This is a genomic window from Marisediminitalea aggregata, from assembly GCF_900129565.1.
Classification (GTDB): domain Bacteria; phylum Pseudomonadota; class Gammaproteobacteria; order Enterobacterales; family Alteromonadaceae; genus Alteromonas; species Alteromonas aggregata.
On record NZ_FQWD01000004.1, the window covers coordinates 531034 to 557135 of the forward strand.

The 26102-nt window shown below is 48.6% G+C and carries 22 protein-coding genes and 1 pseudogene; 8 read left to right on the top strand and 15 right to left on the bottom strand.

Translation table 11 applies throughout. The annotated features are described in order from the left end of the window. Nucleotides 1–23: 23 nt before the first annotated feature. From BUB81_RS13880 to yghU, 6 genes and pseudogenes are all read right to left on the bottom strand, one after another. On the bottom strand, nt 24–1151 hold the full coding sequence (locus BUB81_RS13880) for a ThuA domain-containing protein (RefSeq protein ID WP_084526546.1): 1128 nt from the start codon (nt 1149–1151) through the stop codon (nt 24–26). Between the two features lie 11 nt (nt 1152–1162). Continuing rightward, nucleotides 1163–1765 (bottom strand): gluconate 2-dehydrogenase subunit 3 family protein, encoded by a 603-nt coding sequence (locus tag BUB81_RS13885; RefSeq protein ID WP_073323737.1) that lies wholly within the window; start codon nt 1763–1765, stop codon nt 1163–1165. Beyond that, nucleotides 1765–3458: pseudogene (locus BUB81_RS22535) on the bottom strand (GMC oxidoreductase). The gene BUB81_RS13885 and the pseudogene BUB81_RS22535 overlap by 1 nt, the downstream one beginning before the upstream one ends. Nucleotides 3459–3915: 457 nt before the next feature. Further along, nucleotides 3916–5568: a hypothetical protein gene (locus BUB81_RS13895; RefSeq protein WP_073323739.1), complete on the bottom strand. Its 1653-nt coding sequence runs from the start codon at nt 5566–5568 to the stop codon at nt 3916–3918. After that, nucleotides 5558–6286: an MBL fold metallo-hydrolase gene (locus tag BUB81_RS13900; protein WP_073323741.1), complete on the bottom strand. Its 729-nt coding sequence runs from the start codon at nt 6284–6286 to the stop codon at nt 5558–5560. Before BUB81_RS13900 ends, BUB81_RS13895 begins: the two co-directional genes overlap by 11 nt. A gap of 281 nt (nt 6287–6567) precedes the next feature. Next, a complete protein-coding gene (gene yghU, locus BUB81_RS13905) occupies nt 6568–7425 on the bottom strand; it encodes a glutathione-dependent disulfide-bond oxidoreductase (RefSeq protein ID WP_073323743.1) in 858 nt (285 codons plus the stop codon). Nucleotides 7426–7735: 310 nt separating this feature from the next. Here yghU and BUB81_RS13910 point away from each other — a divergent pair, with 310 nt between their 5' ends. Then, a complete protein-coding gene (locus tag BUB81_RS13910) occupies nt 7736–9616 on the top strand; it encodes a CocE/NonD family hydrolase (protein ID WP_139241588.1) in 1881 nt (626 codons plus the stop codon). 11 nt (nt 9617–9627) lie between these two features. Then, entirely contained in the window at nt 9628–10083 is a 456-nt protein-coding gene (locus tag BUB81_RS13915; protein WP_084526548.1) for a hypothetical protein, read from the top strand. A 46-nt stretch (nt 10084–10129) separates the two neighbouring features. Here the strand turns inward: BUB81_RS13915 and BUB81_RS13920 are convergent, their stop codons facing one another. Further along, complete coding sequence (locus tag BUB81_RS13920; RefSeq protein ID WP_084526550.1) at nt 10130–11752, bottom strand: ATP-binding protein; 1623 nt, start codon at nt 11750–11752, stop codon at nt 10130–10132. On the opposite strand from BUB81_RS13920, the gene BUB81_RS13925 reads away from it, so the two are divergent. After that, a complete protein-coding gene (locus BUB81_RS13925) occupies nt 11736–12422 on the top strand; it encodes a response regulator transcription factor (RefSeq protein WP_084526552.1) in 687 nt (228 codons plus the stop codon). The two genes, BUB81_RS13920 and BUB81_RS13925, sit on opposite strands and share 17 nt — an antisense overlap. 267 nt (nt 12423–12689) lie before the next feature. Next, on the top strand, nt 12690–13148 hold the full coding sequence (locus tag BUB81_RS13930; RefSeq protein ID WP_073323749.1) for a hypothetical protein: 459 nt from the start codon (nt 12690–12692) through the stop codon (nt 13146–13148). A 64-nt stretch (nt 13149–13212) separates the two neighbouring features. Here BUB81_RS13930 and luxS read toward each other — a convergent pair whose 3' ends face one another. Together luxS and BUB81_RS13940 are read right to left on the bottom strand one after the other, a co-directional pair. Then, nucleotides 13213–13719: an S-ribosylhomocysteine lyase gene (gene luxS, locus BUB81_RS13935; RefSeq protein ID WP_073323751.1), complete on the bottom strand. Its 507-nt coding sequence runs from the start codon at nt 13717–13719 to the stop codon at nt 13213–13215. A 152-nt stretch (nt 13720–13871) separates the two neighbouring features. Next, the gene (locus BUB81_RS13940) at nt 13872–14567 is read right to left on the bottom strand and encodes an SDR family oxidoreductase (RefSeq protein ID WP_073323753.1); all 696 of its coding nucleotides are present in this window, start codon (nt 14565–14567) and stop codon (nt 13872–13874) included. Between the two features lie 201 nt (nt 14568–14768). On the opposite strand from BUB81_RS13940, the gene BUB81_RS13945 reads away from it, so the two are divergent. From BUB81_RS13945 to BUB81_RS13955, 3 genes are all read left to right on the top strand, one after another. Continuing rightward, the gene (locus BUB81_RS13945) at nt 14769–15548 is read left to right on the top strand and encodes a FlgO family outer membrane protein (protein ID WP_073323755.1); all 780 of its coding nucleotides are present in this window, start codon (nt 14769–14771) and stop codon (nt 15546–15548) included. A 135-nt stretch (nt 15549–15683) separates the two neighbouring features. Next, on the top strand, nt 15684–16757 hold the full coding sequence (locus tag BUB81_RS13950) for a glycosyltransferase (RefSeq protein ID WP_073323757.1): 1074 nt from the start codon (nt 15684–15686) through the stop codon (nt 16755–16757). Next, entirely contained in the window at nt 16732–17766 is a 1035-nt protein-coding gene (locus BUB81_RS13955; RefSeq protein WP_073323759.1) for a sterol desaturase family protein, read from the top strand. Before BUB81_RS13950 ends, BUB81_RS13955 begins: the two co-directional genes overlap by 26 nt. Before the next feature lie 19 nt (nt 17767–17785). On the opposite strand, the gene BUB81_RS13960 is transcribed toward BUB81_RS13955, so the two are convergent. From BUB81_RS13960 to BUB81_RS13970, 3 genes are all read right to left on the bottom strand, one after another. Next, nucleotides 17786–19216 carry a DUF1593 domain-containing protein gene (locus BUB81_RS13960; protein WP_217653466.1) on the bottom strand — a complete coding sequence of 477 codons (1431 nt, stop codon included), beginning with the start codon at nt 19214–19216 and terminating at the stop codon, nt 17786–17788. Nucleotides 19217–19330: 114 nt separating this feature from the next. Beyond that, nucleotides 19331–20542 (bottom strand): acyltransferase family protein, encoded by a 1212-nt coding sequence (locus tag BUB81_RS13965; protein WP_073323761.1) that lies wholly within the window; start codon nt 20540–20542, stop codon nt 19331–19333. A gap of 26 nt (nt 20543–20568) precedes the next feature. After that, a complete protein-coding gene (locus BUB81_RS13970; RefSeq protein ID WP_217653467.1) occupies nt 20569–21162 on the bottom strand; it encodes a CIA30 family protein in 594 nt (197 codons plus the stop codon). A gap of 170 nt (nt 21163–21332) precedes the next feature. Here BUB81_RS13970 and BUB81_RS13975 point away from each other — a divergent pair, with 170 nt between their 5' ends. Then, nucleotides 21333–22955 (top strand): RNA polymerase sigma factor, encoded by a 1623-nt coding sequence (locus BUB81_RS13975; protein WP_073323763.1) that lies wholly within the window; start codon nt 21333–21335, stop codon nt 22953–22955. Nucleotides 22956–22965: 10 nt separating this feature from the next. Here the strand turns inward: BUB81_RS13975 and BUB81_RS13980 are convergent, their stop codons facing one another. The 3 genes from BUB81_RS13980 to BUB81_RS13990 form a co-directional block, all read right to left on the bottom strand. Next, nucleotides 22966–24288, bottom strand: coding sequence for a mechanosensitive ion channel family protein (locus BUB81_RS13980; protein WP_073323765.1), 1323 nt, complete (start codon nt 24286–24288; stop codon nt 22966–22968). Between the two features lie 103 nt (nt 24289–24391). After that, nucleotides 24392–25003: a response regulator transcription factor gene (locus tag BUB81_RS13985; RefSeq protein ID WP_073323767.1), complete on the bottom strand. Its 612-nt coding sequence runs from the start codon at nt 25001–25003 to the stop codon at nt 24392–24394. Then, nucleotides 25000–26100 carry a sensor histidine kinase gene (locus BUB81_RS13990; protein ID WP_073323769.1) on the bottom strand — a complete coding sequence of 367 codons (1101 nt, stop codon included), beginning with the start codon at nt 26098–26100 and terminating at the stop codon, nt 25000–25002. The genes BUB81_RS13985 and BUB81_RS13990 overlap by 4 nt, the downstream gene beginning before the upstream one ends. Nucleotides 26101–26102: the final 2 nt, after the last annotated feature.

Here is a 26102-nt window from a genome sequence, read left to right on the forward strand (position 1 = left end):
CACATTCTTAACGCGGATTTCACCTATTTGCAGGTATCGTTGCCCTGCCCGGATGCCCATTTCATCCCGTTTTTCAGCAGCGTAATATTGTGCGGGGCGTTGTACACTTCTTTGCGATGGCCAATGGCGCTGTACATGGCTCTGCCTTTTCCTACGCAATGTGTCCACACCAACGGGTGGTCCTCGCCCATTTCCAGCTCTTTGCCAGGTGTGTAGGTACTTTCGTCAATTGACATAACGATGTCGTACCCTTTGCCGGAAACGCTGTCTGAGAAGGAATACCACTCGTCATTGAGTACCCAACGCGACGGAATACCTTCTGCCACACCCGTGTCGTGGTGCGTAACGTCCAGCGACGCATCCTGGAACCAATTGTCGCCCAGTGGATGGCCGATAAACTGAGCGCCAACCAACACGTCGCGGTACCAGTCCCAAAAATACACGGAATCACCACCGGATGCGTGAATTCCCAGGAAGCCACCGCCGTTATTCATATAATCTTCAAAGGCTTGGCGCTGCGACAACGTCAGCGTGTCACCGCTCACGTTGTTCCATATCACTACATCAAACTCAGCCAGGTTGTCTGGCGTAAATGCGCTGCCTTTGGCACTTACGGATACACCGTAGCCCATCTCACGGGCCAGTTTGGTGAGGTTTTCTGTTGCGGTAGTAACAGAGTCACCGTGATCATAGCCATTGATCTTCTGATAAATCAGTACCTGTACCGGCTCCTCGCCCAAATCGAATTGCACGGGGTCGGCATCAAAGCGGGCACAACGGGCGATTTTATCTTCCCGGGTAACCGGAAGCGCTGACAGTTCTTTACGCATTGCCGCGGCAGTGTCGTCATCCTCTATACCGGCTCTTGCTAACATCTGGTCCAATGTAATCAGCGTACTGAATGATGGCATGGATTCACTCAAAATCCAGGCAGGCATTGCAGCCAACACACCTGGATAATGCTTATCGACAATGGCCCTGGCTTTGGGTCGCATTACCACATCGTAGGCTGGCAACGAGCTGGAGAACGGCACGTCACGCAGCGAACAATCCGTAAGCGCCTCGCTTGCTGCTGCATGACCTGATACAAGCAGAGCGCCAAGCGACAGGGTGGCAGCCATTACTGGTTTTAACATTTTGTTTTTTGTCATTTTTTAGTTCCTTACAACGGCCACACCGTCATCCACGCTTTATCCCCTTTTTTGTAGAGAATATCTCTGTAATCGCCTGGTACTTCGGCAAAGCGCAGTACCTGGGTTGCTCCCACTTCTGACGTGAAAAAGCCAAAAATCATTAGCTGTTTGTACAGCGTAAAATAATGGGGCAGACCTTCGTGCCCTTCACCACGCCAAGGGGTTTCTTCACTGTTATTAAATGCCAGCGCTTCCGTATCGAGAGACGACACCAATTCGTTCTTTTGTGACGCGGTTAAACCAACAAACCTTTTGCCAAACTGCTGCTGACTTCGGGTATCGATGTCTTTAAACCCGGCTTCCATTAAGTGCTGTTGCTCCGGCGTGTAGCACTCCCGGACCATACCAATGAAGAAAGCTGGCAGGCCTGCATCCTTAGCGCCCGGCGTGTCGGTGCGAGGTAACACGGTTTCGCATAATTCCGTGATCAACGCGACGGTATTGTCATCGAACCCGGCGTCTTTCACTGGTGTTAACGCGGGCTGTGTTTGCCACACCGCAAAAGAAGGAGACGCAATGAAACTGGTGCCCGTTGCTGTAGCGATGAATTTGAGTAAGTCACGGCGATCCATTACAAGTTCCCCCGCTTCAGTTCTTCCACAGCAAAGTCAGCTGCCCGGGCAGTCAGTGCCATATAGGTAAGAGACGGATTCACACAGGAAGAGGACGTCATACAGGCACCGTCGGTAACAAATACGTTTGGCGCATCCCATACCTGATTGTGCTTGTTGAGCACTGAGGTTTTCGGATCGCGGCCCATGCGCGCTGTGCCCATTTCGTGGATCCCCTTACCCATGTGATAAGTCGACTCCCAGGCCGTGGCATTTTTTAATCCAATGCTATCAAACATCTCTACAATGTCTTCTTTCATGGCTTTACGCATTTTCAGTTCGTTGTTGCGGATTTTGGCATCCATTTCCAGTACGGGCAGACCCCACGCGTCTTTCACATCATGATTCAGTGTTACCTTGTTGCGGTGATCCGGCAGGATCTCACCAAAGCCTACGGTACTCACACTCCAGGGGCCCGGCTCGCTCAACCCGTCTTTCAGGCTGGCGCCAATACCTAGCTGGTCAGCATTGCGGCTGAAATCAGAACGCGACGCATTACCCTGGAAACCAAAGCCACGCAGGAAATCCCGCTTGTCGTTGCCCCAGTTGGCAAACCGGGGAATGTAAAAGCCGGTTGGCCTGCGGCCATACACATATTTGTCGAGATGCCCGTCTATTTCAGCCATACCGCCCAGCATGTAATGGTGATCCATTACGTTATGGCCCAGTTCACCAGAACTGGAACCCAGACCGTTATCCCACACATCCCGCGCAGAATTCATCAACAACCAGGCTGAGTTCAGCGCCGAGGCATTCAAGAACACAATTTTGCTGTGAAAGACTTCCGTTAATCCTGTTTCTGAGTCGATAATTTCAACGCCGGTTACGCGCTTTTTGTCTTTGTCGTAAATCAGCTCTTTCACAATTGAAAGCGGTCGCAGGGTCAGGTTGCCGGTTTTAAGTGCCGCCGGTAGCGTAGCTGACTGCGTACTGAAGTAGCCGCCGAATGGGCAACCGGTCCAGCATTTGTCGCGGTGCTGACATTTTACCCGCCCCTGCTCAGGGCGTGATTCAGTAATGTGTGCGGTGCGTCCCATAATGATGTGACGCGCGCGCCTTTGTACTGCTTTTTCAGGCGTGCCTGCAGATCTTTTTCTACCGCATTGAACGCAAAAGCGGGCAGGAATTCGCCGTCAGGGAGTACGTCTAAGCCGTCGCGATTACCCGAGATCCCGGCAAATTTTTCGACATAGGAATACCAAGGGGCAACGTCTTCATAGCGAATAGGCCAGTCCACCGCAATGCCTTCTTTGCCGTTAGCTTCAAAGTCTTCGGGATTTAACCGGTAAGACTGACGCCCCCACAACAAGGAACGGCCACCGACCTGGTAGGCTCGAAACCACTGAAAGGGCTCTTTCTCTACGTACGGTGCTGTGGTTGCACTGGCCCAGGCTCCCATTGTAGGCTCATTGAAGGGATACCCTTTACCTCGCGCCATATTGGGCTCTGTCGCCAGGGCCTCAAGACTCGGCCGGCCATGATGCGGATAGTCCCACAGGTTCTTATTCATGTTCGTGTAGTCTTTAATGTGCTCGACGTTTTCGCCTCGCTCAAGCATAAGTACCTTGAGACCCTTTTCGGTCAGCTCTTTTGCTGCCCAGCCCCCGCTGATACCCGAGCCAACTACAATGGCATCATATGTATTTTTTGACATTCTCGACTCTGTTTAAGTTAAAACGATCTGCACCTGTGTTTTGCTAAACAGACCAAACCGCGTTACGCCATACCGCAACATTGTTAACAAAATGTATAAATAGAGTTGAAAAATAAAACACAATAGACATCGTTGTCAACGATAAGCCATTGTCATTCGTCGCATGACAAGGTAGCTCAAGGTTTAACTTGAAATGCAGTAGCACGAATATCGCTTTGCAGGCTGACATCGTTATCGTAAGCAAGGTTGAAAAAACCTATTTTGACTGTGAATATTAGTAGTCTACGAGACATATTAGCGCAGCGAATGTGCGCCCGGCCATTGTGTGGGCAACACAAAGTGTGTGCTTGAGGCTCCTCAAGCCAGGAATCAATTGACGCCTGACTTGATAAGACTCATTTAAATTCGTCGGTGAAGTAGCTAGAGAAGGCACCCTTCATTCGAATTCACATCACCATTAGCGAAGTAATTTTCTGATATAGGCACCAATAAAAACCGTAATAAAAACAATCCCCAGAACCGACTCCAACACGGTGAGAGCAGCAATTAAACCGCTGGGTTCGTAATCCGGCCATTTGCCGAAGAAATTGCCAGTAAATCCCTGAATACTTAATGCAAACGACGCCAGCCAACTCATGTCAGGCTGGCACAATTTAAACAACGCGACAAACAATAAAATTATTGCCGTTGAGGAAATTGCAATATTCCTTAGCCTGACGCCCCACCCGAATATATGACCGAATAACAGTCGCGTAATAGCGTAATGCGGCTGATTTTGGCGCATAAAGAAATAGGCATCATCTTCTGCATCCAGTTGGCCGGTATCGCTAAACCAGTTCTTCAGAGAACAATAGATTTCTGCCGTTTTATCAGCGTTCTCCTGTTCCTCCACAATGAATTGCTTGGGGGTCAGTGACAAAGGAAAGTAGCGCTGTTTGACATACATTTCCTGAATTGGCAAAAACACCAGACGCGAAGCGCTCAGTCGGTTTAGTTGCAGTTTACACCTATCGAGTTCGTTATCTTCAAAGTAAGCGTTACCATCGATAGTTGAATTTTGCAGAACAATATTGCCGACAACGCGGTTGTTGAACACCCGCATGTGTCGTTCAACCGAGGAGCGTTGTATAGACAACGACGCGGATTCTGGCTGTGAAAATTCTACCTGCGAAAGGCTGAAGTCCTTTTCAATCGTCGAGTCAACAAGGCCAATTGTTTCCGTTTCACACTGTGACAGCGCCATGTTTTTAATGGCAGTATTATTTATGATTAGCCTGCCAACATCGCAATTTTTAATCGCGAGTTTTGCCTGAATCGAGGTGGTGTTGGCCGTTTCAGACGCGTAAAGCTCACAACCGATATACATCGCCCCAATTCGGCCTCGTTGAATATCCGTCTCATCATCCTGATTGCCTATGACTTCAATGTCGTTGTAAAAAGTGCCGCCAATGGAAACCACGCCTTGCACCGTGATCTCGTTAAGCCAGACTATGTCTTCACACCCCTGAACGCCGAAGTCCATATATACATTTTCGGCTTCAAGGCCTCGTAAAGACACGCCGCCCGGACCGCCAAAATCACATGATTCCAAATGCAGACTGGCTTCAATATGCGACGACTTCAGACTGAAATGTTTGTTAAAACGGCTGCTGCAAAACCACAAGTTTCCGGGGAATCGGCAACTAATGAGCCTGAAGTCTTCCGCAAAATCACAGTCAAAGAAAGCGCAGGTCGTATCCAGTGTTAATCCTTCTAAATTCACCAGGCCAAATCGACATTGGCGGAAAACGATGAGTGCAGCTTTTTGTTGCAACGCATCCGCTAATCGCTGCTGGTCAAAAGATTCATTCTCAAATAGCAACATGTCCGGGGCAGCGGCTGGTGCCTCGAAACACACTGCAGCACTCATTAACAACCCGCGCTCAATGGTGTCCTGTGGCTTTAGTGAAGCCTGCGCACACAACTCTTCACCGTGGCTGAGATGACGAATGCCTAACTTTTTTAATTCCAGCCAATAAACGAATTGAAGCCCATTATTTTCATTGAGTAACACAGAAAAACGCGAATGCTTAGGCTCGGTAAAAATGCAGTGAAACGTTTTATAGCTCAATGGTCATACCCTGTTTTGCAAAACCTGCAAAATGCGTAGTCACGGTGTTATCGAACGCCTGCCAGTCATCCCCATAACTCATGAGATATAGCTTTTGCTTCACATTCGGCGGGTATGCCAATAGTGAACTCAGATTGGCATGTACCGGGTTCCCCTCGTGCAGCGACACATCGTGAAAACAGTAATCATAAGTGTAGTCAGTAACAATTGACGGAATGGCCAGGGTATCTGCGGTGTAAAGTATTTTTCGGTTAATGCAGATCCCAAAACAGGGCTTACCCGGCGTGTGATCGACAGCGAAAACATCATAGCTGACGCCGTCAAACTCAAACTGGTTGTCGGTAATATAACGGACATCGAAGAAATCTTCCAGCGTCGCCTCGCCTTCACCAATTCGTCCCATCGAGCCTTTCAGCGTCTGATCCCAAAGTTCAGTATAAATTTCCCGTTTAATAAACAATGGCACCTTGCGATTCAGACGAAATAGATACTCGTAGCCTACGCGCTCCAGCCCGAAAACATGATCGCCATGCACATGACTGATAAAAATGCCCGAAATGTTGTCGAAACCGATGCCACTGTCGTTGAGGGCATGTTTTATTGTATGACCACAATCGATTAAAAAGGCGCCTGACTCACTGACGACCGCGGCACTGGTATTAAACATAGTGGCTGAGTCCGAACTGCCAGTCCCTACCATCTGAAAAACACGGGTCATATCGCGATTACCCTCACTGGTAAATGTTAAACATCGACTTACCTGTGCATCTGCTGATAAGTCGTTACGTAAAGTCCAATACCGCAACGCTACTACAGAGCCAGAGAAATTTCATATTTTTCAACACAATTATTGTCATCGAAGGTGTCAACGCGGCGCTAACTGCGGGATATCAGGAATGTTGGCAAAAAGGAGAATCAGAATGCAGAAAAAGTAACCGGGCAGGATACGCCCGGCACTACCGTTTCGGAGTGATCGATGTAACTAATGGTGGCATCTCCTCACAGGTTCTTTAATGCCTCGTCGATATCTTTAGCGCTGTGCCGATTGGGTACTTGCCCGTCGTCGCCCCAGGTACGATTGACAATCCGGCCTCGGCGAACGGCGGGCCTGGCGTCTATACTTTTCGCCCAGCGTTGTATATGCGTGTATTCATCGACCTGCAAGAAGTTCGCCGCGTCATACAGACGCCCCAGCACTAATTGGCCGTACCATGGCCATATAGCAATATCAGCAATGGAGTACGTCTCACCCGCCATGTAGGTATTGTTTGCCAAATGTTTGTCCAGTACGTCCAACTGCCGCTTTGTCTCCATAGTAAAACGATTAATCGGATATTCCATTGGGTATGGGGCATAGCTGTAGAAGTGACCAAACCCGCCTCCCAAATACGGCGCGGACCCCATCTGCCAAAACAACCAGTTATTGCAGGCGACTTTTTCCTGCGGCTCGGTAGGGATCAGCGTATTAAATTTCGTGGCCAGATACTGCAATATAGCACCCGATTCGAACAATTTGGTTGCAGGCGTTGTAGTGGTATCAACCATAGCGGGTATTTTCGAATTGGGGTTCACTTCAACAAACCCGGACGAGAACTGATCGCCAGCGCTGATATCCACCAGCCAGGCGTCGTATTCAGCGTCCGATACGCCCGCCGCCAGTAACTCCTCCAGCATAATGGTGACTTTTTGCCCGTTTGGTGTCGCCAATGAATACAGCTGAAGACCATGACTACCCGTTTGCCTGGCTTTTTCATGGGTGGCACCGGAGACCGGTCTGTTAATACTCGCCCACTTATTGCCGTCATCCTTTGGAGGTTGCCATACGTCAGGGGGCGTATATTGCGAATTGTCTGTCATAGGTTAGCTTCCTTTTATTTGTTACTGTCGGTAGGGCCTGCGATATTTTGCAAACCAACACACATTACATTGGTATACAGACCGGAAATTAAAGCTGTTGTCTCAAACGTTATCTGAATATCTTATGCGAATAACAACGCTGGGCAGCTGCTCTGCAGTTTGTACAAGCAAATACCGCATAACAGTTCAGTGATTCCTCTTATTTTTCCAGCCATTCAAATCACATTACATGCCGGGCCTGTCAGTTTGGTTTTATACTGTGTTGAAACCTACACGACACAAACCAACAGACACTAAGAGATAAATGCCTATGCGCTTTTTAATTATCCACCTCGCCGTGCTGATTTTTACTGTCAGTCCCATGGCTTTTGCCAATACAACACTAGCCGACGATGCCGCCGAGAAACGCGCGGAATACATCAGGGCCAACTACACCAAGTTTGAATATCAGATCCCGATGCGGGATGGCATCAAGCTTTTTACTTCTGTTTACCTGCCTAACGACGATAATCAGACATACCCGATTATGTTGCAACGCACCCCTTACCGGGTCGCGCCCTATGGCGTCAGCAAGTACAAGACGCGTTTAGGGCCAAGTGAGCGCTTTGAAAAAGAAAAGTTTATTTTTGTTTTCCAGGACGTTCGCGGCAAATCTATGTCTGAAGGCGAGTTTGTAAACATGCGCCCTCAGGATGCCTATAAGCGTGGCAAGAAAGCCACTGACGACGCCACGGATACCTACGACACCATAGAGTGGTTGGTCAACAACCTGCCAAATAACAATGGCCGCGTAGGCATGTGGGGCACGTCTTACCCCGGTTATTATACGTCAGTTGGCTCCATTAACAGCCATTCCGCACTGAAAGCCATTTCACCTCAGGCGCCTATCGCTGATTGGTTCTTCGACGATTTCCATCGCAATGGGGCGTTTGTTACTCCGATGGCGTTTATCTTTTTCGATTCCTTCGATAAGCAACTGGACGGCCCGCAGGCCCATCGCGAAAAAGGCAGGGATTCCATTACGCCTGATGGTTATCAGTTCTTTAAAGATCTGGGGCCGTTGTCGAATGTGAACAAACACTACTTTCACGGCGAGCGACCGTTTTGGAATGAACTGACCGAGCACCCTAACTACGATGAATACTGGCAGGCTCGAGATGTACTGCAGCATCTGAACAAAACTAAGCCGGCGACACTGGTTGTAGGCGGTTGGTACGACACCGAAGACCTGTACGGCCCGCTGTATACCTATCAGACCATGTCCAATAACAACAAAAAGTCGCACATTAAAATGGTAATGGGCCCTTGGTATCACGGACAGTGGAACAGCACCAGTGGCGGTAAGTCGCTGGGTGAAGCTGACTTTGGTTTCGACACCAGCGCCTGGTTTCAGGAAGAAGTCTTGTTACCCTTCTTTAAACAGCATCTGAAAAAAGCTGACGACGCCAAACTTGCCACCGCCACCATGTTTGAAACCGGTAGTAATCGCTGGCGTAAATTCGACCAGTGGCCGCCTAAGGATGCAAAGGAACACACTTTGTATCTGGGCAGTCAGGAGTCACTGGTCAGCACCGCGGTCAACACCGGAAGCAGTGAATATATCAGCGACCCGAACAAACCGGTTCCGCACTCTGCCAAGGTAAGTCGCGGCTGGGATCGCCCATACATGGTTGAGGACCAGCGTTATGCTGCGCGTCGTCCGGATGTACTGGTGTTCGAAACCGACGTGCTGGAAAACGACCTGACCATCGCCGGTGCCATTGATTTAGACCTGTGGTTCTCAACCAATAAAACGGCTGCTGACATCATTGTAAAACTGGTGGATGTGTTCCCGGGGAAAGATGAAAACACCGACAAAGTCGATGCGAAAACCGGTAATCGCCATGAACTGGTTCGCTGGGGTTCTCTACGCGGCAGATTCAGAGACAGCATGTCAGATCCAAAGCCGTTTGAGCCTAATAAACCGACCAAAGTGCGCTTTGACCTTTACGATGTGCTGCATACCTTTAAACGCGGGCACAAAGTACAAATACAGATCCAAAGCAGTATGTTCCCGTTCCTGGATATTAACCCGCAGAACTATGTTGAAAACATTTTTCATGCCGAGGAAAAGGACTTCGTAAAAGCGTTTCACACTATTTATCACAATGCGGATTACCCTAGCGCAATCCACTTTTCTACGCTGGACTGAGCGAGGTGAAAATGGCATTTAAAAAGGGCATTGTTGCACTGATGGGGGTTGTTGCTGGTAGCGCGCTAGCGAATGATGCAATCGCCCCGGTCGACAACCTGTTCGACGCGATGCGCGCCCATGATGAACAAAAGTTGCTGTTGCAGTTCACGGCCGATGCCGTACTGCAACGCGCCAAAAATGACGGCAGTACGCAGACCACTGACATCCGGAAGTTTGCAAAAGCCATCGGTCAGGCGAACGCCTTTCTGGATGAAAAATTACTGACTGTCAGTGTGCATCAAAGTGGCAACCTGGCCTCAGTGTGGACGCCCTATGTCTTCTACCGGGATAGCGAACTTAGTCACTGTGGAGTGAACAGCTTTCAGCTGATCCACACAGCCGAAGGCTGGAAAATACACTATCTCATCGACAACGTATTTACTGGCAGTTGTGACGATTTTATAGCCACTCACTCATCACCATAGCGCGCTCACGCGCGCTATGCTCCTCCTCCATATCGAACAAAACGGTTTAATCCGTGGTGAGGTTTTTCTCAACACACAGCTGAACTTGAGTCCATCCGTTTCGGCGTTCTATTGTCAATTCAGCATTGTGCTGGGCAGACCGGTCTCGCATGCTTTGCAAGCCATGTCCGGCCTTACACGTCGCAGGGTCAAAACCCTGGCCGTTATCTTTGATTGCCATACGCCAGTGTGTATCCGTTTCTTTAAACTGAACAGCACATCGGGATGCTCCACTGTGTTTTATCACGTTACTAATGGCTTCTTGTGCAATGCGGAACAAGTCAGCTTCGACCGCCTTGTCTGGCGTGTGCTGTAAGTGAACATCAGGCACATACGTTATGCCGTTTTTATTGAGTAACACATAAAACTTTTCACCGGTCAGAATACCTGCCAGTCCTACATCCTCCAGTTCTTTCGGACGCAGTTGAAACAGGATCTCGTACACGCTGGTATAAATATAATCAATCTGGCTACGCAGCGATTGCAAAAACGCGTCAGGTAAACCAAGCCTTTCACCCAGCTTCACTTCTGTTTTCAAACCAATGATGGACTGACCCACATCATCGTGAAGCTCCTGCGCGAGGCGCTCTCTTTCTTTATCAGTCGCCGTTGCCAACTGTTTGGTCAGACGTTTTATTTCGCGATTGTTTTTTTCGAGCGTCAGGACACTTTCACGCAATTTATTGGTTTTTTCTTTAACCAGTTCAAACGCACTTCCCGTTAAAAAGCCGCTGATAGCCAGCGACAATACGAAAACCTGCAATTCCCAGAACACTACCGCCTGGGGTTTGAGCAGCACCAACGAAATACATACACCTAAAAAGACAAGCATCGCCCCCTGCAAATTGTAGTAATAAATGCATATAGGCAAAGCCAGCAAGGTGAGCAGTTTAAATAAATAGAACGGATTCGATGCGCCGGTTAACCAGACGAACAGTTCACACAACGCCACCAGCCCGGCTATTAACAAAGCCAGTACTATGCCTTTTTGCAGCAACCTGAGGCCTCGGGATTGCGAAACGATAAGCACGACTGACAACACCAGAAAACAACCAATCAAATCGCCAATCCAGTAGCCGATTGTCAATTCTGCCGTTTGTAACAATGACAGTGCATCTTCCGCAGCATGGGTAAGCGCGCGCAGTACCCCCTGGATAAACGTAATACACACCATTATTGCCATAAGCCACCATTTCACTTCTATGGCATTCTGATTTGGCTTTTTATGGCGCAGGTAGGCGACGCCCAACATAGCGCCTAGTGGCGGAATGACCCTTAATGGGTCGGTTAAATACTCCACCATACCGGCAACGGATACCACCGCACTTCCGTGATGAATATAATCAACAGACATACCGAATAGCGTGAATTCACCAACCAGCAGCGCGGGCCAGAAACGTTTATCGAGTAGCAAAAATGCGTAGACACGAACACCTGCCGGCAAAAACCAGCTAGTCGTGTTATCGATGGCCTCCATACTTATTGAAATAAAATAACTGACGGTCATGGCCAATGCGAAAATGACACACGCCGCTACTTGCTTTAAGCTAGCATGCAGGAACGAAGTCATTTTTCCCTCGCCAGAGGTGTAGGCAGTACCAGGATGGAAAAATTTGGATAATAGCAACATAAGAGTTCTGCTCGTTGATGATCACGAAATCGTCAGACGCGGGTTCAAGGCGCTCATTAATGTGGAAGATGCATTGGAAGTCAGCGCAGAAGCCGCCAATGTATTTGAAGCCAAAAGCGTTCTGGACAGCCAGCAATTTGATTTGATCATCACTGATCTTTCCCTTCCGGATGGCAGCGGCACTGACATTCTTCGATACCTGTCTGAGCGCTCGCTGCCAATCAAGTCCATTGTATTCAGTATTTACGATCGGGAACCTTATATTTCCGAAGCGTTGAATGCCGGAGCAAACGGTTACTTATCTAAAAGAACAGCGTCTGACGACATAATCAATGCTATTCATCAGGTAATGAATAACAATGCGTTTCTAAGCCAGGATGTCCTGGTAAACCTGAGCAACAGCGTAAAAGGCAAAAGTACCGTAAATCTGGATGTATTAACATCCCGGGAACGCGAAATCTTTATGTTGTTGGCCAAAGGTAAGCTGGTGAAGGAAGTCGCACAGGCACTGCGCATAATGCCTAAGACCGCCCACTCTCACCGCCGCAACATCTTTGAGAAGTTAAACTGCACCAGTAGTTTCGAGCTTACTCAGCTCGCCTTGCGTGCGGGATTGATTAACAGCGACGACCTCATTGACCTCAACCATGATCACTCTGCCTTGTCTTAAAACGTGTTTAAGTCGACGTTGACGTAAGAGTCTTTACCTGCTGATGCGCTTGAGCAAAACGAGCGTTTCCGCAGGATAACCTCAAAAAAACTTAGCATGCAGTGGAGATGACTATCAGCTGAGAGCTGATTGATTCCATAGACAAATATTCCCCTTCAGCTCAGTGTTACGTATATTTTTTAATAACTACGTATACCGCATTTTTTCGTGAAACACCCGAGCATAGGCTATGTGTAAAGTATGGGCGAGTTTCATAGCGAGTGCATTATGCAGAAGAAATTGTTGCTGTGTTTTATTTGTGCGATCTACGTATTGCCGGTGTTTGCTAACGACGCTTATCATCACTACCCGGGCGTGTTTGTCGGGACTACACACAATAAAAATACTTTCTTCACCACCGTTGGACTGGAATATGAATATCGTACATCTTCGTCTACCGGCGTCGGTCTGGCCTACGAACACATCAGTGACTATCACGACGGAGCTGGGGCCGACTTATTGGCGCTGCAGCTATTTTACCACCCAAACACGCACATCAAACTTGGCCTGGGGTTTGGTCAGGAAAGGATTGGCGGTCATCACGCCCGAAACGACACCTTTTACCGCTTGTCGGCAGCGTATGAGTATCATGTAGAGCCATTTGAAATCGAACCCACTGTGGATTTCGATGTTATGAATGGTGACACGTCCGTTGCCATTGGTATTGCTATTGTTATGCCGTTTTAGTGAAGTGCTTTCTGAGAGGAAAATTTCACTGCGCAGCCTGAACAGACTGCGCAGTGAATTGTGGTTATTGCTCTAAAAACTCGTCGCTCAAATACAGCTCGTCATTGCTGTTAATGGCAACTTTGCGGTTCAGTACATCTTGCGCGATTTCCTGCGCTTCTTTTAATGAATGCATCTTGTAAGTACCGCACTGATACTCGTTTAACTCAGGAATATCTGATTCGGTTTGTACTTTCAGCACGTCATTCATGGCCGCTAACCAGGCCTTGGCTACGCGCTCTTCATCCGGCGTACCGATCAGGCTCATGTAAAAGCCGGTGCGGCAGCCCATGGGCGAAATATCGATAATTTCTACGTCGTCAGCATTCAGGTGATCGCGCATAAAGCCAGCAAATAAATGCTCCAGGGTATGGATGCCTTTTTCTGACAGCGCTTCCTGATTAGGGATACAAAAACGCAAATCGTAAACGGTAATAGGATCGCCTTTCGGCGTATTCATTTTCTTTGCAATACGCACTGCAGGTGCATGCATACGAGTGTGATCAACACGGAAACTGTCTAGTAATGGCATGAGGCATGTCCTTTCATGTTGGGTAAATGAGCCTGCTCATCGCGGCTCGTCAAACCATAAAAATAGAATGTTCTGTATTGTACATCAACTCATGGGGATAAACATCGTAGTCAGTCTATAAAGCACAATTCCAAAGCTGCGTATGTAAAAACTTAAAAGTTCCGCTCGCTCTCAGGTCGAATTACCAATTCGTGGATATGTGCGCTAGGTCCGGTGTTTAGCATTGTCATGACCGCATCTGCGACGTCTTTGGCCGTTAAGTACTCGGGGCGGGACGCTTCCCGGAAATCCGTATCAACGCCCCCCGGATACACTGACAACAGTTTGATATGTTCGGCAGCCAACTCTTTGCGCATAACTTTTGTATAGGCATCCAGAGCAGCTTTGCTCGCCGTGTACGCCGCGATTCCGGGGTTGGAGAATAAACAAACCGTTGAGAGCACGTTGACAATGGTACCGCCTCCACATTGCTTCATGCCCGGAATCACGGCTTTCATACACTCGATAGGTGCGTAACAGTTTATCCGCATCAACCAATCCAGTTGTTCAATCGGGGTGGCATCTGCAGGCAGACGCACATTGTTCAGACCTGCACAGTTTATTAACACGTCGACCGGTCCATTGGCCTGCACCGCACCTTTAAAAAAGGCTGCAACGGCGCTTTCATCAGTCATGCAAAATGCCTGATTGAATGTGTCGGCCTGGTTGTCGAGCTGCTCGACGGTAGTGGCGAGTTTTTGCACATTTCTGCCACAAATGCTCAAGCGAAAGCCGGCTTTTTCAGCCAGTACAGCCAGTTCCCGACCAATTCCAGAAGAGGCGCCGGTTAAAACAAGATGCTTAGTCATGATGTGTCTTTTTTTGTAAAACCAATTTGCCGCTATCTTACGCTTTCCTCACGGTTAAATCTGTATTGTCTTTCACAACACTGCAGAGAAGCCGCCCGGCGAAATGCAGTAAGAATTTTTCTTAGCCAAGTTAGGAACAATCCCTATAGCTTAACCCATTGAAAAATATGATAACTACCCAAGAGGATAAATGGAGGTAGTATGAGAGTAAAACATGGTATTTTAGCGGGGGTAGCCTTAGCGGCGCTTAGTGCATGCAGCAGCCCTCACCACCGTGATGTGTATAACGAGCATTCACATCATCAACAGGTTGTGCCGCAGCAACAAACCCAGTATTGCAACCACCCGAGCCATTACGGTACGCAAAAGCCACCGCAAAACCGGCATCACTCCCCGCAATATGTGCACGTAGATGATACCTTGCAACAGGCTCATCAAATGCAAAGCAGACCAATGCAAATCAATGGCTGGCAGCCGCCGGTGCACACCTACAGGCCGGTGTACACCCATAAATTACTGGGTGACTATGCTGAACAGATCACCATGAAACTGGTTGAGAACATGCGCTACGTTACGGTGAATACGCCGGTGGCGGTAGCATCGTTTGTTGACCTGGATAGTTCTTTGGGGAGAACGAATATCCTGGGCAACCAGTTGGCTGAAAGCTTCATCACCGAACTGCAGGAATTTGGTGTCCCGGTGGTCGACTTTAAAACCACAGGTGTCATTCACGTTGGGGATAGCGGCGATTTTGTATTCAGCCGTAAACTGGGTGAATTAGCCCGTAATCCGCACATTAAGTATATTTTGTCGGGCACGATGACCTACAACGACAGAGGCGTGATCTTAAACGTCAGAATGGTCGACATTAACAGCAAAGTGGTGGTGGCTTCTTCGAAAGGGTTTGTACCACAGTTTATTGTAGAGTCGTTGTATCCCAGAAATTATGTTGACGGGATAGTACTGGATTCAACCAGTTGATTGGGATTGCGTATACCGGTTGGGGGTATACGCAGTTCTCTCTCCGGGGCTCAGGCGCCGCCAGTTGGTGATTAACAGTACAACATAGCGTCACATAATGTTAAGCTTCCTGCACTTAAAGCAGGAAGTATTAAGATGCAAGGACGTATTCTTTCCATTGTCCCACGAGGCTATTTACCTGAGCTCACCGGTGGACTTGAAATCTGCGCAATGGAAACCCTCGAGTTTTTCATTGAGCAAGGATACAGCGGCGCTGTTGCAGCCAAATGCCCTCAGACATTTCGAGGCAAACTAACTAGCCGCCTGAGCCGAAAACTCAAAGGGCCATTCTCAACAATCCACACGGTTAAACGCCATCAGGTTTATACGGACTTCTGGCATCCTAATGCGTTAGGTTCCTTATTCGACAAGCTCAAGCCCGATTTTGTTGTTTGCCATGTGTCTATGTGCGACGACCTGCTGCAAAAACTCATCGCGCTGAATTACCCCACTTTGTTTTACATTCACAGCCGGGAAATTTCTCCTTTATTTGGAACATTACCCGCTGATCACAAGTTTGCGTTTGCCTGCGAGTCGACCTTTATAAAAAAACAATTCCAACAGATAAGCGAGGCGCACATTGACGTGATTCGCCCTATTTTGCCACCACAAAAATTTCAGGTGAGTGACACTGGCGACGCTATTCTAGTGATCAACCCTCACCCTAAAAAGGGCGGAAAGTTGATTGTAGAAGCTGCGCGTCAATTGCCTCACCGTCGCTTTTTGATAGTAGGCGGCTGGGCCAATACTCAACACGACCCCGAGGTTGTGGAGATCGAACAGGCGCTCAAGCAATTACCCAATGTAACACGCCAGGCGCACGTAGAAGATATGCGAACAGTCTTCAAACAGGCTCATTGTTTGCTTATGCCCTGTGTTGTGGCAGAAGCTTACGGCAGAACCGCCGCCGAGGCATTAATTGCCGGTATTCCGGTAGTGGCATCAAACCAGGGGGCGTTACCTGAAACCGTGGGTGATGGCGGCATAATTATTGACATTGAGGCCCCGATTACCGAATGGACAACACAACTGGAAAACCTGTTTAACAACTCTGACGTTTACCGTAACCTAAAACTACAGGCGCTCGCGACATCACAGCAAGATGTTCGCCAGGCCACCTTTATTCAGAAGCAATTACTTGACCATGCAAAACGCTTATCCGGAAAATAATACCGCCGACGGCAGCAGAAAAATCTGGGCCTTCGAGTCAAAACTGGCCAATGGCATCATTCTGCTTTTTTTGATTTTGGCATCACTGGCCAGTATTGGTGTGGTTGTTAATCACTATTATCAACTTGCTCAAGCCAGTAACATTCCCTGGTACGGAATTAAGCAGATTTATTGGCATATCCATCACGATGTCATTGTGCCTTTTGGTGCTGATCCTCAGCTCTATCTGGGCATTCCGGCTTTGCTTTGCATTCAGGCTTTGTTTCCGGCTATTCGTTCACAAAAGCCATTTAATATAGGTATTTTGGTGGATATGGTATGGGTATTCATTCATGGCTTCATGGTAACCGGCTTTGTACTCATCGCCATTGCGGCATTGAACCAGGTTCTTATGCCCTGGACCAGCAGTTTAAAAGTCGGCGTTTTCAGCAATGTGCCCGCCTGGCTTGAGATTGTACTTGGTTACCTCGCGGTTGAACTGGTGGGCTGGTTCAGCCACATGCTGCGTCACAAGGTGCGAGTATTATGGGTATTTCACGAGGTACACCATTCGCAAAGTCAGATGAACCCATTTACGTTATTTCGCGTGCACCCCATGGACTATTTGTTCGCGGAATTTATTATTTTTCTGCCCGCGCTTTTATTTGAAGAAACACTAGGCATTGTACTCAGCTATCTGATTATTTCTCGTTTGCACGACGCATTAACCCATAGCAACATAAGAACAAACCTTGGGCCGTTGCGGTATATTTTTGTGACCCCACAATCGCATCGTGTACATCACTCGTCAGAAATCGAGTATTTCGACATGAATTATGGTGTCACCTTGTGTGTGTGGGACCGGTTGTTCGGCACGCATTCGCCGTCTGATTTTGTGTACCCAAAAACCGGTATCAACGACCCCGACTTCCCGGAAGAGAAAGGCCAAAAGTGGTATAAGCTCCCCTGGATAATCACGCGACAACTGTATTACCCCTTTGTAAAAGCAATGCGATTATACTGGCGCTAGACCAACCGCCAGTCGTTTGTTAATTTGGCACAACCCTTACTAAAACGCGTTTATAACGAGTCAGTGCAGGAGTGCCTCTATCAGTTACCCGCAATATAAAATGCAGCGTTTCCGGTTTCGTGACTTCAGGCGCAACAATAGCTACCCGCGCCATATTTTCTGCGCTTTGAATAGCAACAGGCGACGCTGATAACGTACCGGCTTCTGCATAGTTAAACCAATAATATTCGAGACTGTCTCCGTCGGGGTCCTTCGAGTCTCGGGCATCCAGTGAAAAATAACTGCCACTTTTGACTGTTAGTTGCTGCTCGTGACGCAGTGACGGCTGGGGAGGATGATTCGCATGTGCGTAATCAAACAAAGTCCAATCCATCCGAGCTGCAAAATCATTCTGAAAATCGTTGCGCCATCTCCACAATGTCTCCCGATAACCGGAAAAACGCTGGTCACTGATGGTTACCGTGCGACCAAATTCATTTCGCTTAAGCAGAAAGAATGTGTCTGTGGCATTTGTCCATATTGGGCGGGTTTCCTGCTCAATGGGAACACCGCCGGTAAAGCCATTCGGGTCAGTGGTGTTTACATCGGGTATGTAGAGCTCGTAGCGGCCGCCCCACCCTCCAACATCAGGTTGTTCTGGCACGTTTAGGCCATTACTAATTAAATTTAACCAAGCAGGTGTATCACCCTCCATGCCATAGGCAACATCAGGGTATTGTTGCCCCAGAGGTCCATGATTTTGCTGTATATTGTTCGCAATCCAGGTGTTGCTGATAGTTGTATTGTCTGTTCCATCGACAACCATGTTTATACCAAGCCAGGTAGCGGCGCCATAACCGCCTGGACTAACGATATAAAACAAGTCAGGAAATGTTTTTCTTATCCATGCAGCAGAGTCATCCTGATCGGAAATGGTGTATACACGCAGTTTACTAATCAATTGGGCTAGCTGATCGGGAGATTTTTGCTTTTTTAGAATATAAAGCGCCTGAGCAAGTGTATTAGGGCCTCCCCACACACTCACCCAAAGCGGCCTGGGATCATCTTTTTCAATTGCTTTAATCAGCAACCGGGCACCTTCTGACTCCTTATCTTCTCCGACGCCCTTCATGCCATATACTGGCAACCCCGCCCGCACAATGCTGCGCAAGAAATCAGCTGTCGGAAAACCAGGTTCATGCAATAACAGATTACTATGTACTTTGCCGTAAGCGTCTATAATTTGGAGAATGGTTTCAGGTGCAACCATCCCCTTCTGGTGTACCGATGTCGTCGCGACCAACCCTTCAACATCAAAATGATTTGAATACAGTAAAAATCTTACCAGCGTCTGAGCATCATCAGGATCAGCCTCAATATCAGTAAGTACAAACACACGACTTTTTTCTTCGGCCTGCTGCTCTGCAAATGAGTATGAGCAAAAGAACATACTCACAAGCAATATCAACACTGGCTTAATTGCTGGAACACAATGTAATTTCATACGCCTTAACAACCATTCTTACAATCTAACTGTCTAGGTTGCGTATTTACCAATAGCTTTGCCTTTATTGATTTTTATTAATCAATTACTTAATTTTGCCACGTATACTTTTTCTGGTTTCTGCCAGCCGTTTAGTATCCTTCCCACCCAGGAATGCTTCACCAGAGATTCGTATAGTATAAGTCCGATACCCAGTGTACTTGCACACACTATGACCCACTTAATAACCCAGTGAAACGACAATTCAGCAACCGCTATTTGCAGGGCAACCACCAACGGCAAATGAATTAAATAAAGCCAGTAAGACGCATTAGACAAATAGCTTATCCAGGCTTTAGGGCTGCTAAATAACTTTTTACACAGCCCTAGCGCGAGGGGAATTAAGGTCCACATTGTTATGCCATAGGCGAGGCAAAATAAGGCTTTAACCCACAAGTAACACTCGTATCCTGGCTGTGATTCATAGGGCGTAAGTGCAATCAATACGGAAATACTGATCAACGCAAATACGCCATTGAAGAGCGAAAGGCGGCTGTATACCTGAAACCGTTCGAGGTTATGCAGAAAGGCCCAGCCAATCAGGAAACACCCGAAATATAAACAAAACACTGGCCACAGAGGCACAAGGGATTTGTCTGGCGTGTCGATGCCCCAATGGTTCATCCACCACAAGCAACAAGCTGTGGGAACAGCCAGAAGTAACGGCGCACTTTTCGCGCCAGCCAGAAAACGCACCAGTTTATTTCCCAGTACCAACATAGCCTCGTGAAGCCCGGGACACCTGAGCACACAAGACCGCAACGCAATTGCGCTTAGAGTGAAAAGTATCAGGTAATACAAAAACCATAAGTGCGTGCCTACAAATAGCTCATTCGGCAGGTTGGCAAGGGTAGCAACCCCTTGTGAGAGGGACGCATATATGTCCACATCCCCGCGCATGCTTTGCCCGCCCGCAATCCAGCCGCTAACCAGCAATGGGCGGAGCAAGAACCACCCAACAATAAACGGCACGCCTAACCGCACAGCTCTGGATTGCAGGAAATCACGGGTGCGGGTTTTGTGCAGTACCATAGCGCTGAAAAAGCCGGCAATCAGAAAGAATAAGGCCATTCGAAAGGTGTGGCTGATGAGTGCAAATCCCCCCGCGATATAGCTGGTTGATACATCCATCACCGCCCAGCCTATGAATACCGGCATAAACGACAAGCTGGCGTGAAACACAATCCCCAGTAGCAGGGCAAACGCGCGGGTGGCATCCAAATAGTGTAGTCGGGTTGATGGACTCGTATTCATGGCTGGCTCCTTCAGGATATCTACTCTTAATAAAAACTCACCGCGTCAATTTCGTAGTCAAATGCGGCGGGCTGAAGGCTGTATGCCACTATACTCAGGCTGGTTAAGTTGGTGGTATTCAGTGGTGTTTGTGCTGACCACGCGCGTTTCATTTCCTTGAACGGGATCTTAACTTCATGGAATTTTCCGTCTGTTTTCACCACAACCGGTGACGCGTGAAAATCAAAATTGGTGATATCCAGACTGTTGGCAGACAGATTGATATTTCCCTGGCTAATACGCACGCGTAATTTAATGCCTTCAAACTCACTAACATCCTTTGCCTGCCCTAATGCGGCCAGTGGCAATACCGTGCTCGACCAACCGGGCTGCCCCCGTGGCGGGGTAATAGTACCGGTAACCTGCAAAATACCGTTTTTCACTGAGTGCGTGTCTTGTGTTGCGCCGCCTGCCATAGAATCGTTCAAATACTGGCGCGGCTGGCCGAAGTGCGTATTTGCCGGGGCGGTAAAATCATCAATCATCGCAGTGGCATCGGCACTCAGCGAAAACACACTGCTGGATAACGCGACTAAGCCAGCCATCAACATCATTTTTTGATTATTGCTATTTGTTTTCATTTCTTTCTCTCCGGTTTAAGGTAGATCCCGCAACAAGCACCACGCTGTTGTGGGTAGGTACCTATAAGTGCCTGCAACACGAAATTAGGTGACAGAAAATTTTTTTATTTTTTTCTGTCACCTTTTGTTGCTGAGTTGGCACCTATAAAAAAACAGCCAGAGTGTTAAATATGTTTTCACAGCGAACGTCATTCGATAACGAACAGGATGCCTACCTGGTAATGCTTGCATTGGGCGGCAACAGAGAAGCGTTTTGCCAGATTGTAAAGCGGTATCAGACCCTGCTTTGCACGATTGCCTATTCTGCGCTGGGTGATATTAAACACAGTGAAGACGTCGCTCAGGAAACGTTTGTAGAGGCCTGGAAAAAGCTCGATACTCTGCACAATCCGGAAAAGCTCAAATCCTGGTTATGCGGTATTGTGCGATTCAAAATAAGTCGCTTCAGACGTCAGCAACCTACCAAAGAGCAGACTGTCGACGACCCTGAGCTGCTCGCAGGCCACCCGGCAGAAAACGAAGAGCCTGAAGCACAGGCTATGTCCCGCCAACAGCACGCCCTTATGTGGCAGGTGTTAAATAGCATGGATGAAACTTATCGCGAGCCATTGATTCTTTTCTACCGTGAACAACAATCGGTAGAACGCGTCGCGGTTGAACTGGAACTGACCACCGATACCGTTAAACAGCGTCTGTCACGGGGCAGAAACCTGCTGAAACAAGCCATGAGCCATGTGGTTGAGGAAGGGTTGAAGCACAGTAAGCCGGGGGCCGCGTTTACCGTATCAGTCATGACCCTCATCAGCGGTATTTCGCCTCCTGCGAAAGCGGCAGCAATTGGTACCGGGACAGCCAAACTTGGCAGTGCTTTCAAACTCGCGACACTGCTTACGGTGTTAGCCGTCTTTTCAGGTTTTATTAGCTCTTTCTTTGGCTTGCGCGCCGGCCTGGATAAATCCCGTACCCAACAAGAGCGCCGGCTCACCATTAAATCTGTCGTATTGTTCTTTGTAGTCACCTTTGTGTATATAGCTGCTATGTTCGGTTTAAAAGCGATAGCCGTTAATAATCCGAGCCTGATCACACCTATTACCTATGGCGCACAACTTCTGATACTGGTTATCGCCTGTAGTTTTGTTTGGCTTACTCAACGCATGCTCTATGCGATGCGCACCCTGCGTGCCCACGAACGCATTTTTAACCCCGAGGCATTCAGGCATAACGCCGACCAACCCGGCTCGAAGCGGCGGGAATACATCAGCAGGCTACAGCTGTTCGGCGTGCCACTGGTACATTTTCAGTTTGGCATGCCTGAACATACCGACACACCGGCCTACGGCTGGATTGCCGGAGGTAGCCAGGCGTATGGATTACTCTTTGCCTGGGGCGGCGTAGCGGTAGCTCCAATAAGTGTCGGCATTGTTGCAATGGGTGTAATTACGGTTGGCGCCGTGGGATTTGGTATCATTAGCACCGGCACCATTGCAATAGGGCTACTCGCCTTCGGCGCCTCGGCACTAGGCTACAAAGCCTATGCGTCCTTGTCCGCAACAGGGTGGGAAAGCGCCTTCAGCGGTGGATTTTCACTGGCCAAAGAGGCCGCGGTAGGGCCCGTTGCAGTTGCTCGCTATGTGAACGATGAGCAGGCCGTTGCCCTTACACATTTAACTGAATTTGGTTATGTCTATCAGTGGGTATTGGCCGCCATTTCGGTACTGGTTATTGTCCCTGCGGCCTGGCACGCCATGCAGGTCAGGCGGCGGATGAAGTCGCCTCATCCGCCGCAATCGTAGACATGACACTTTACTTTGGCGTTGTATTACTCAGTTTAATCGCCTCGTCGTTTATGACACGTACTTCGCGTTGTGGGAACGGGATTTCAATGTCGTGTTCTCGCAGCGTTTCAAACACAATGAGCAGTAAGTCGCCACCGACGCGGTTTTTACCGTCATCGACGCCTTCCATCCAGAACTCGACAAACATGTTCACACCAGAGTCTCCGAAACTGTCAATTTCGCAGTCCGGGCGTTCTTCAAACGGAATATCATCGCCACTGATCACCTGAGGATGTTCAGACACGGCTTCTTTCACAATTTCCACCATGGCACGGATGTCCGTTTTGTAAGCCACGGAGAAATCGATGCGATAGCGCTGCTTCGGGTCTTTGTGCGTCCAGTTGATTAGCAGTGAATTAATGAACTTCTCGTTGGGCACCAGGATGTCTTTGCCATCATAGGTTTCCAGCACGGCATAACGCATTTTAAATTCGCGCACGAAGCCTTTGCTGCCATCATCCAGCTCAACAAAGTCTCCCACGGTCAGCGAACGGTCGAGTAAAATAATGATGCCTGAAATAAAGTTTGAGGCGATTGTTTGCAAACCAAGACCAAGGCCGACACCCAGCGCACCACCGAATACCGCCAACGCCGTCAGATTGATACCCATGATGTTCAGCAACAAAAGGAAAATCACGCAGAACATGGCCACTTCGAAGAGTTTGGCAAACACTTCTTTGGTCGATACATCAAACTCTTTGTGGTTGCGAATAATGTCTTTACCAATGGAGTTGGACGCCCTGCCCAGCCAAAACAGCAGTACGCCGAAAACCAACACGCGTGCGATGCCATAGGCAGAAATGTCGACGTTACCTACATTGAAGGAAATCGACTCCAGTGCATGGATAACGTTTGGCAACACGTTTATCAAATGTAGAAAGACAATCGGCAGCCCGACCCAGCGCAAAAAATTAGCGATACCGGTACTGCTAACAAACGCACGAATAAAGGAATTGAGGAAGATCATCACCGCGATAACGACAGCGATTTCCAACAGCCAGGCATCAAGCTGATACTGCTTACCCAACACGGATGTGAGCTTTAACAGGGTAATGGTGAATATCGGGAAGAATGTCCCACCTGCGCGATACCCCAGAACCTGCAGCGAGTGCGCGCCTTCCTTCGGCTTTTCCCGCGTGAGGGTAAATTGTTTTCTGACTTTGGCTGAAATTAACCAGGCAAACAAATAGATTAGCAGGATTGCTCCGGCCTGATAAATAAACGTCGGGCTTACAACCGCGTCCTGAAACAACTGAAACTGTTGTTTAATTTCCGCAACCAGCGTGTCCATGACGGCACCAATGTAAAAGGTAGATTGCGCATGTTGTAACGCTAAATAGCGGCGGGGTAAAGCATTTACTGTTGTTTAATTCCGCTGGTTTTCCAAAAGCCGCTTACAGCCAGCCCTTTTGTCTGGCAATACGTGCGGCTTCAATGCGGTTTGAGGCATTCAACTTACTGGACGCGCTGGAGAGATAATTTCGAACGGTCCCCGGAGAAAGGTGCATTTCACTGGCAATTTGCTCGGTTTGTTTACCGTCTGCGGCTAACTTCAACGCCTTGCGTTCTTTGTCGCTTAGCGGGTCGGCTTCTTCCCAGGCATCCACTATCAGTTCCGGTGCGATAATTTTTCGCCCTTGCATCACCCGCCGAATGGCATTGGCTAAATCATCGCTGGGCGCGTCTTTTAACAGGTACCCTTTAACGCCGTAATCCATGGCCCGACGCAAATACCCTGAGCGGGCAAAGGTCGTCAGGATAATGACCTTACTGGTTAGTTGGCGCTGTTGAATACACTGGGCCAGTTCGAGCCCTGTCATTTCCGGCATTTCAATATCGGTTATCACGATATCGGGCGTCAGTGCTTCAGCCATCGCCAGGGCCTCCTTGCCATTACTAGCTTTACCTACCACCTGCATGTCGGGCTCTAAATCCAGCAGTGCAGACAGTGCCCCTAACAGCATGCCCTGGTCTTCTGCAATTAGTATGGTTGTCGCCGTCGTCATAATGGCACCTTCACAGTAATATTAAATCCATCTTTACAGTCGAAACAAATGTCACCGCTGAGCTGTGACACGCGCTCTCGCATCCCTTTTAAGCCGTTGCCCTCTGGCGCTTGTTTACTGTTTCCATTGTCTTTAATGGCCAACGTCAACTGGTTACCTTCCACTTTAAGGGTAATCTGACAGCGGTTGGCATTGGCATATTTTACCAGATTGGTAACGGCTTCCCGCACAATAAACGCAAGTGCACTGTCTACATGGGCAGGCAGTGTGCGGTCCTGTACGGTATAGTGAAATGCCACGTCCACTGAATTAAGCAGGGTTTTGGCATTGGCCAATTCCGAAACCAGATCCTTTTGCCGGTACCCGGTAACCGCTTCCCTTACGTCAGACAGCGCACTGCGACTTATTTGCTCCAGCTCGGCGATTTCCTGCCGGGCTTTGTCAATGTCGTGATCAAACAGTTTTTGCGCCAGTTGTGCTTTCATAGTGAGCATTGAAAACGTGTGGCCAACCAGGTCGTGCAGGTCCCGGGCGATACGCTCCCGCTCAGCGGTGGTCGCCAGGCGCTTCACTTCTTCCTGGGTCAGCTTTAGCTCTGCATTCTTCTTAGCCATCTCGCGCTGGAAAACATTCACGCCACCTATCATGACAGAGAATATCAGCGCTGGTGCATAGAAATACGAAGGTAAATCCCGTAGCCAGGCCAGCAGCACGATGTACACCAACACGGCGCCTATGGTAGTAATGCTCTGCTTTGGCGGCCCTACATGGGAGGCAAAAGCACTAGCATACACAAAAAACACGCCAGCGCCCGGATTCACCAGGGTCATTAGCGAACCAATCACACAAATACCGGCAATGTATTTCAGGGCTTGATGCCCGGTCACCCAATAAGCCCGAAAATAACAGGCAAGAAAAGCCATAACCCCAAATAGCGTAAGCCCTATATGCCAGGCTGGCGGGTCATAAAAGAAAAAGTGGACGAAGAACATCCCCAGATACACCAGCCACAGGTAGGGCATAACCCCTACCTCACTGTCAGCGGGCAATAACTTACGATGCAGAGCGGTTGCCACGCGGCTTAACGATTTAATCATGG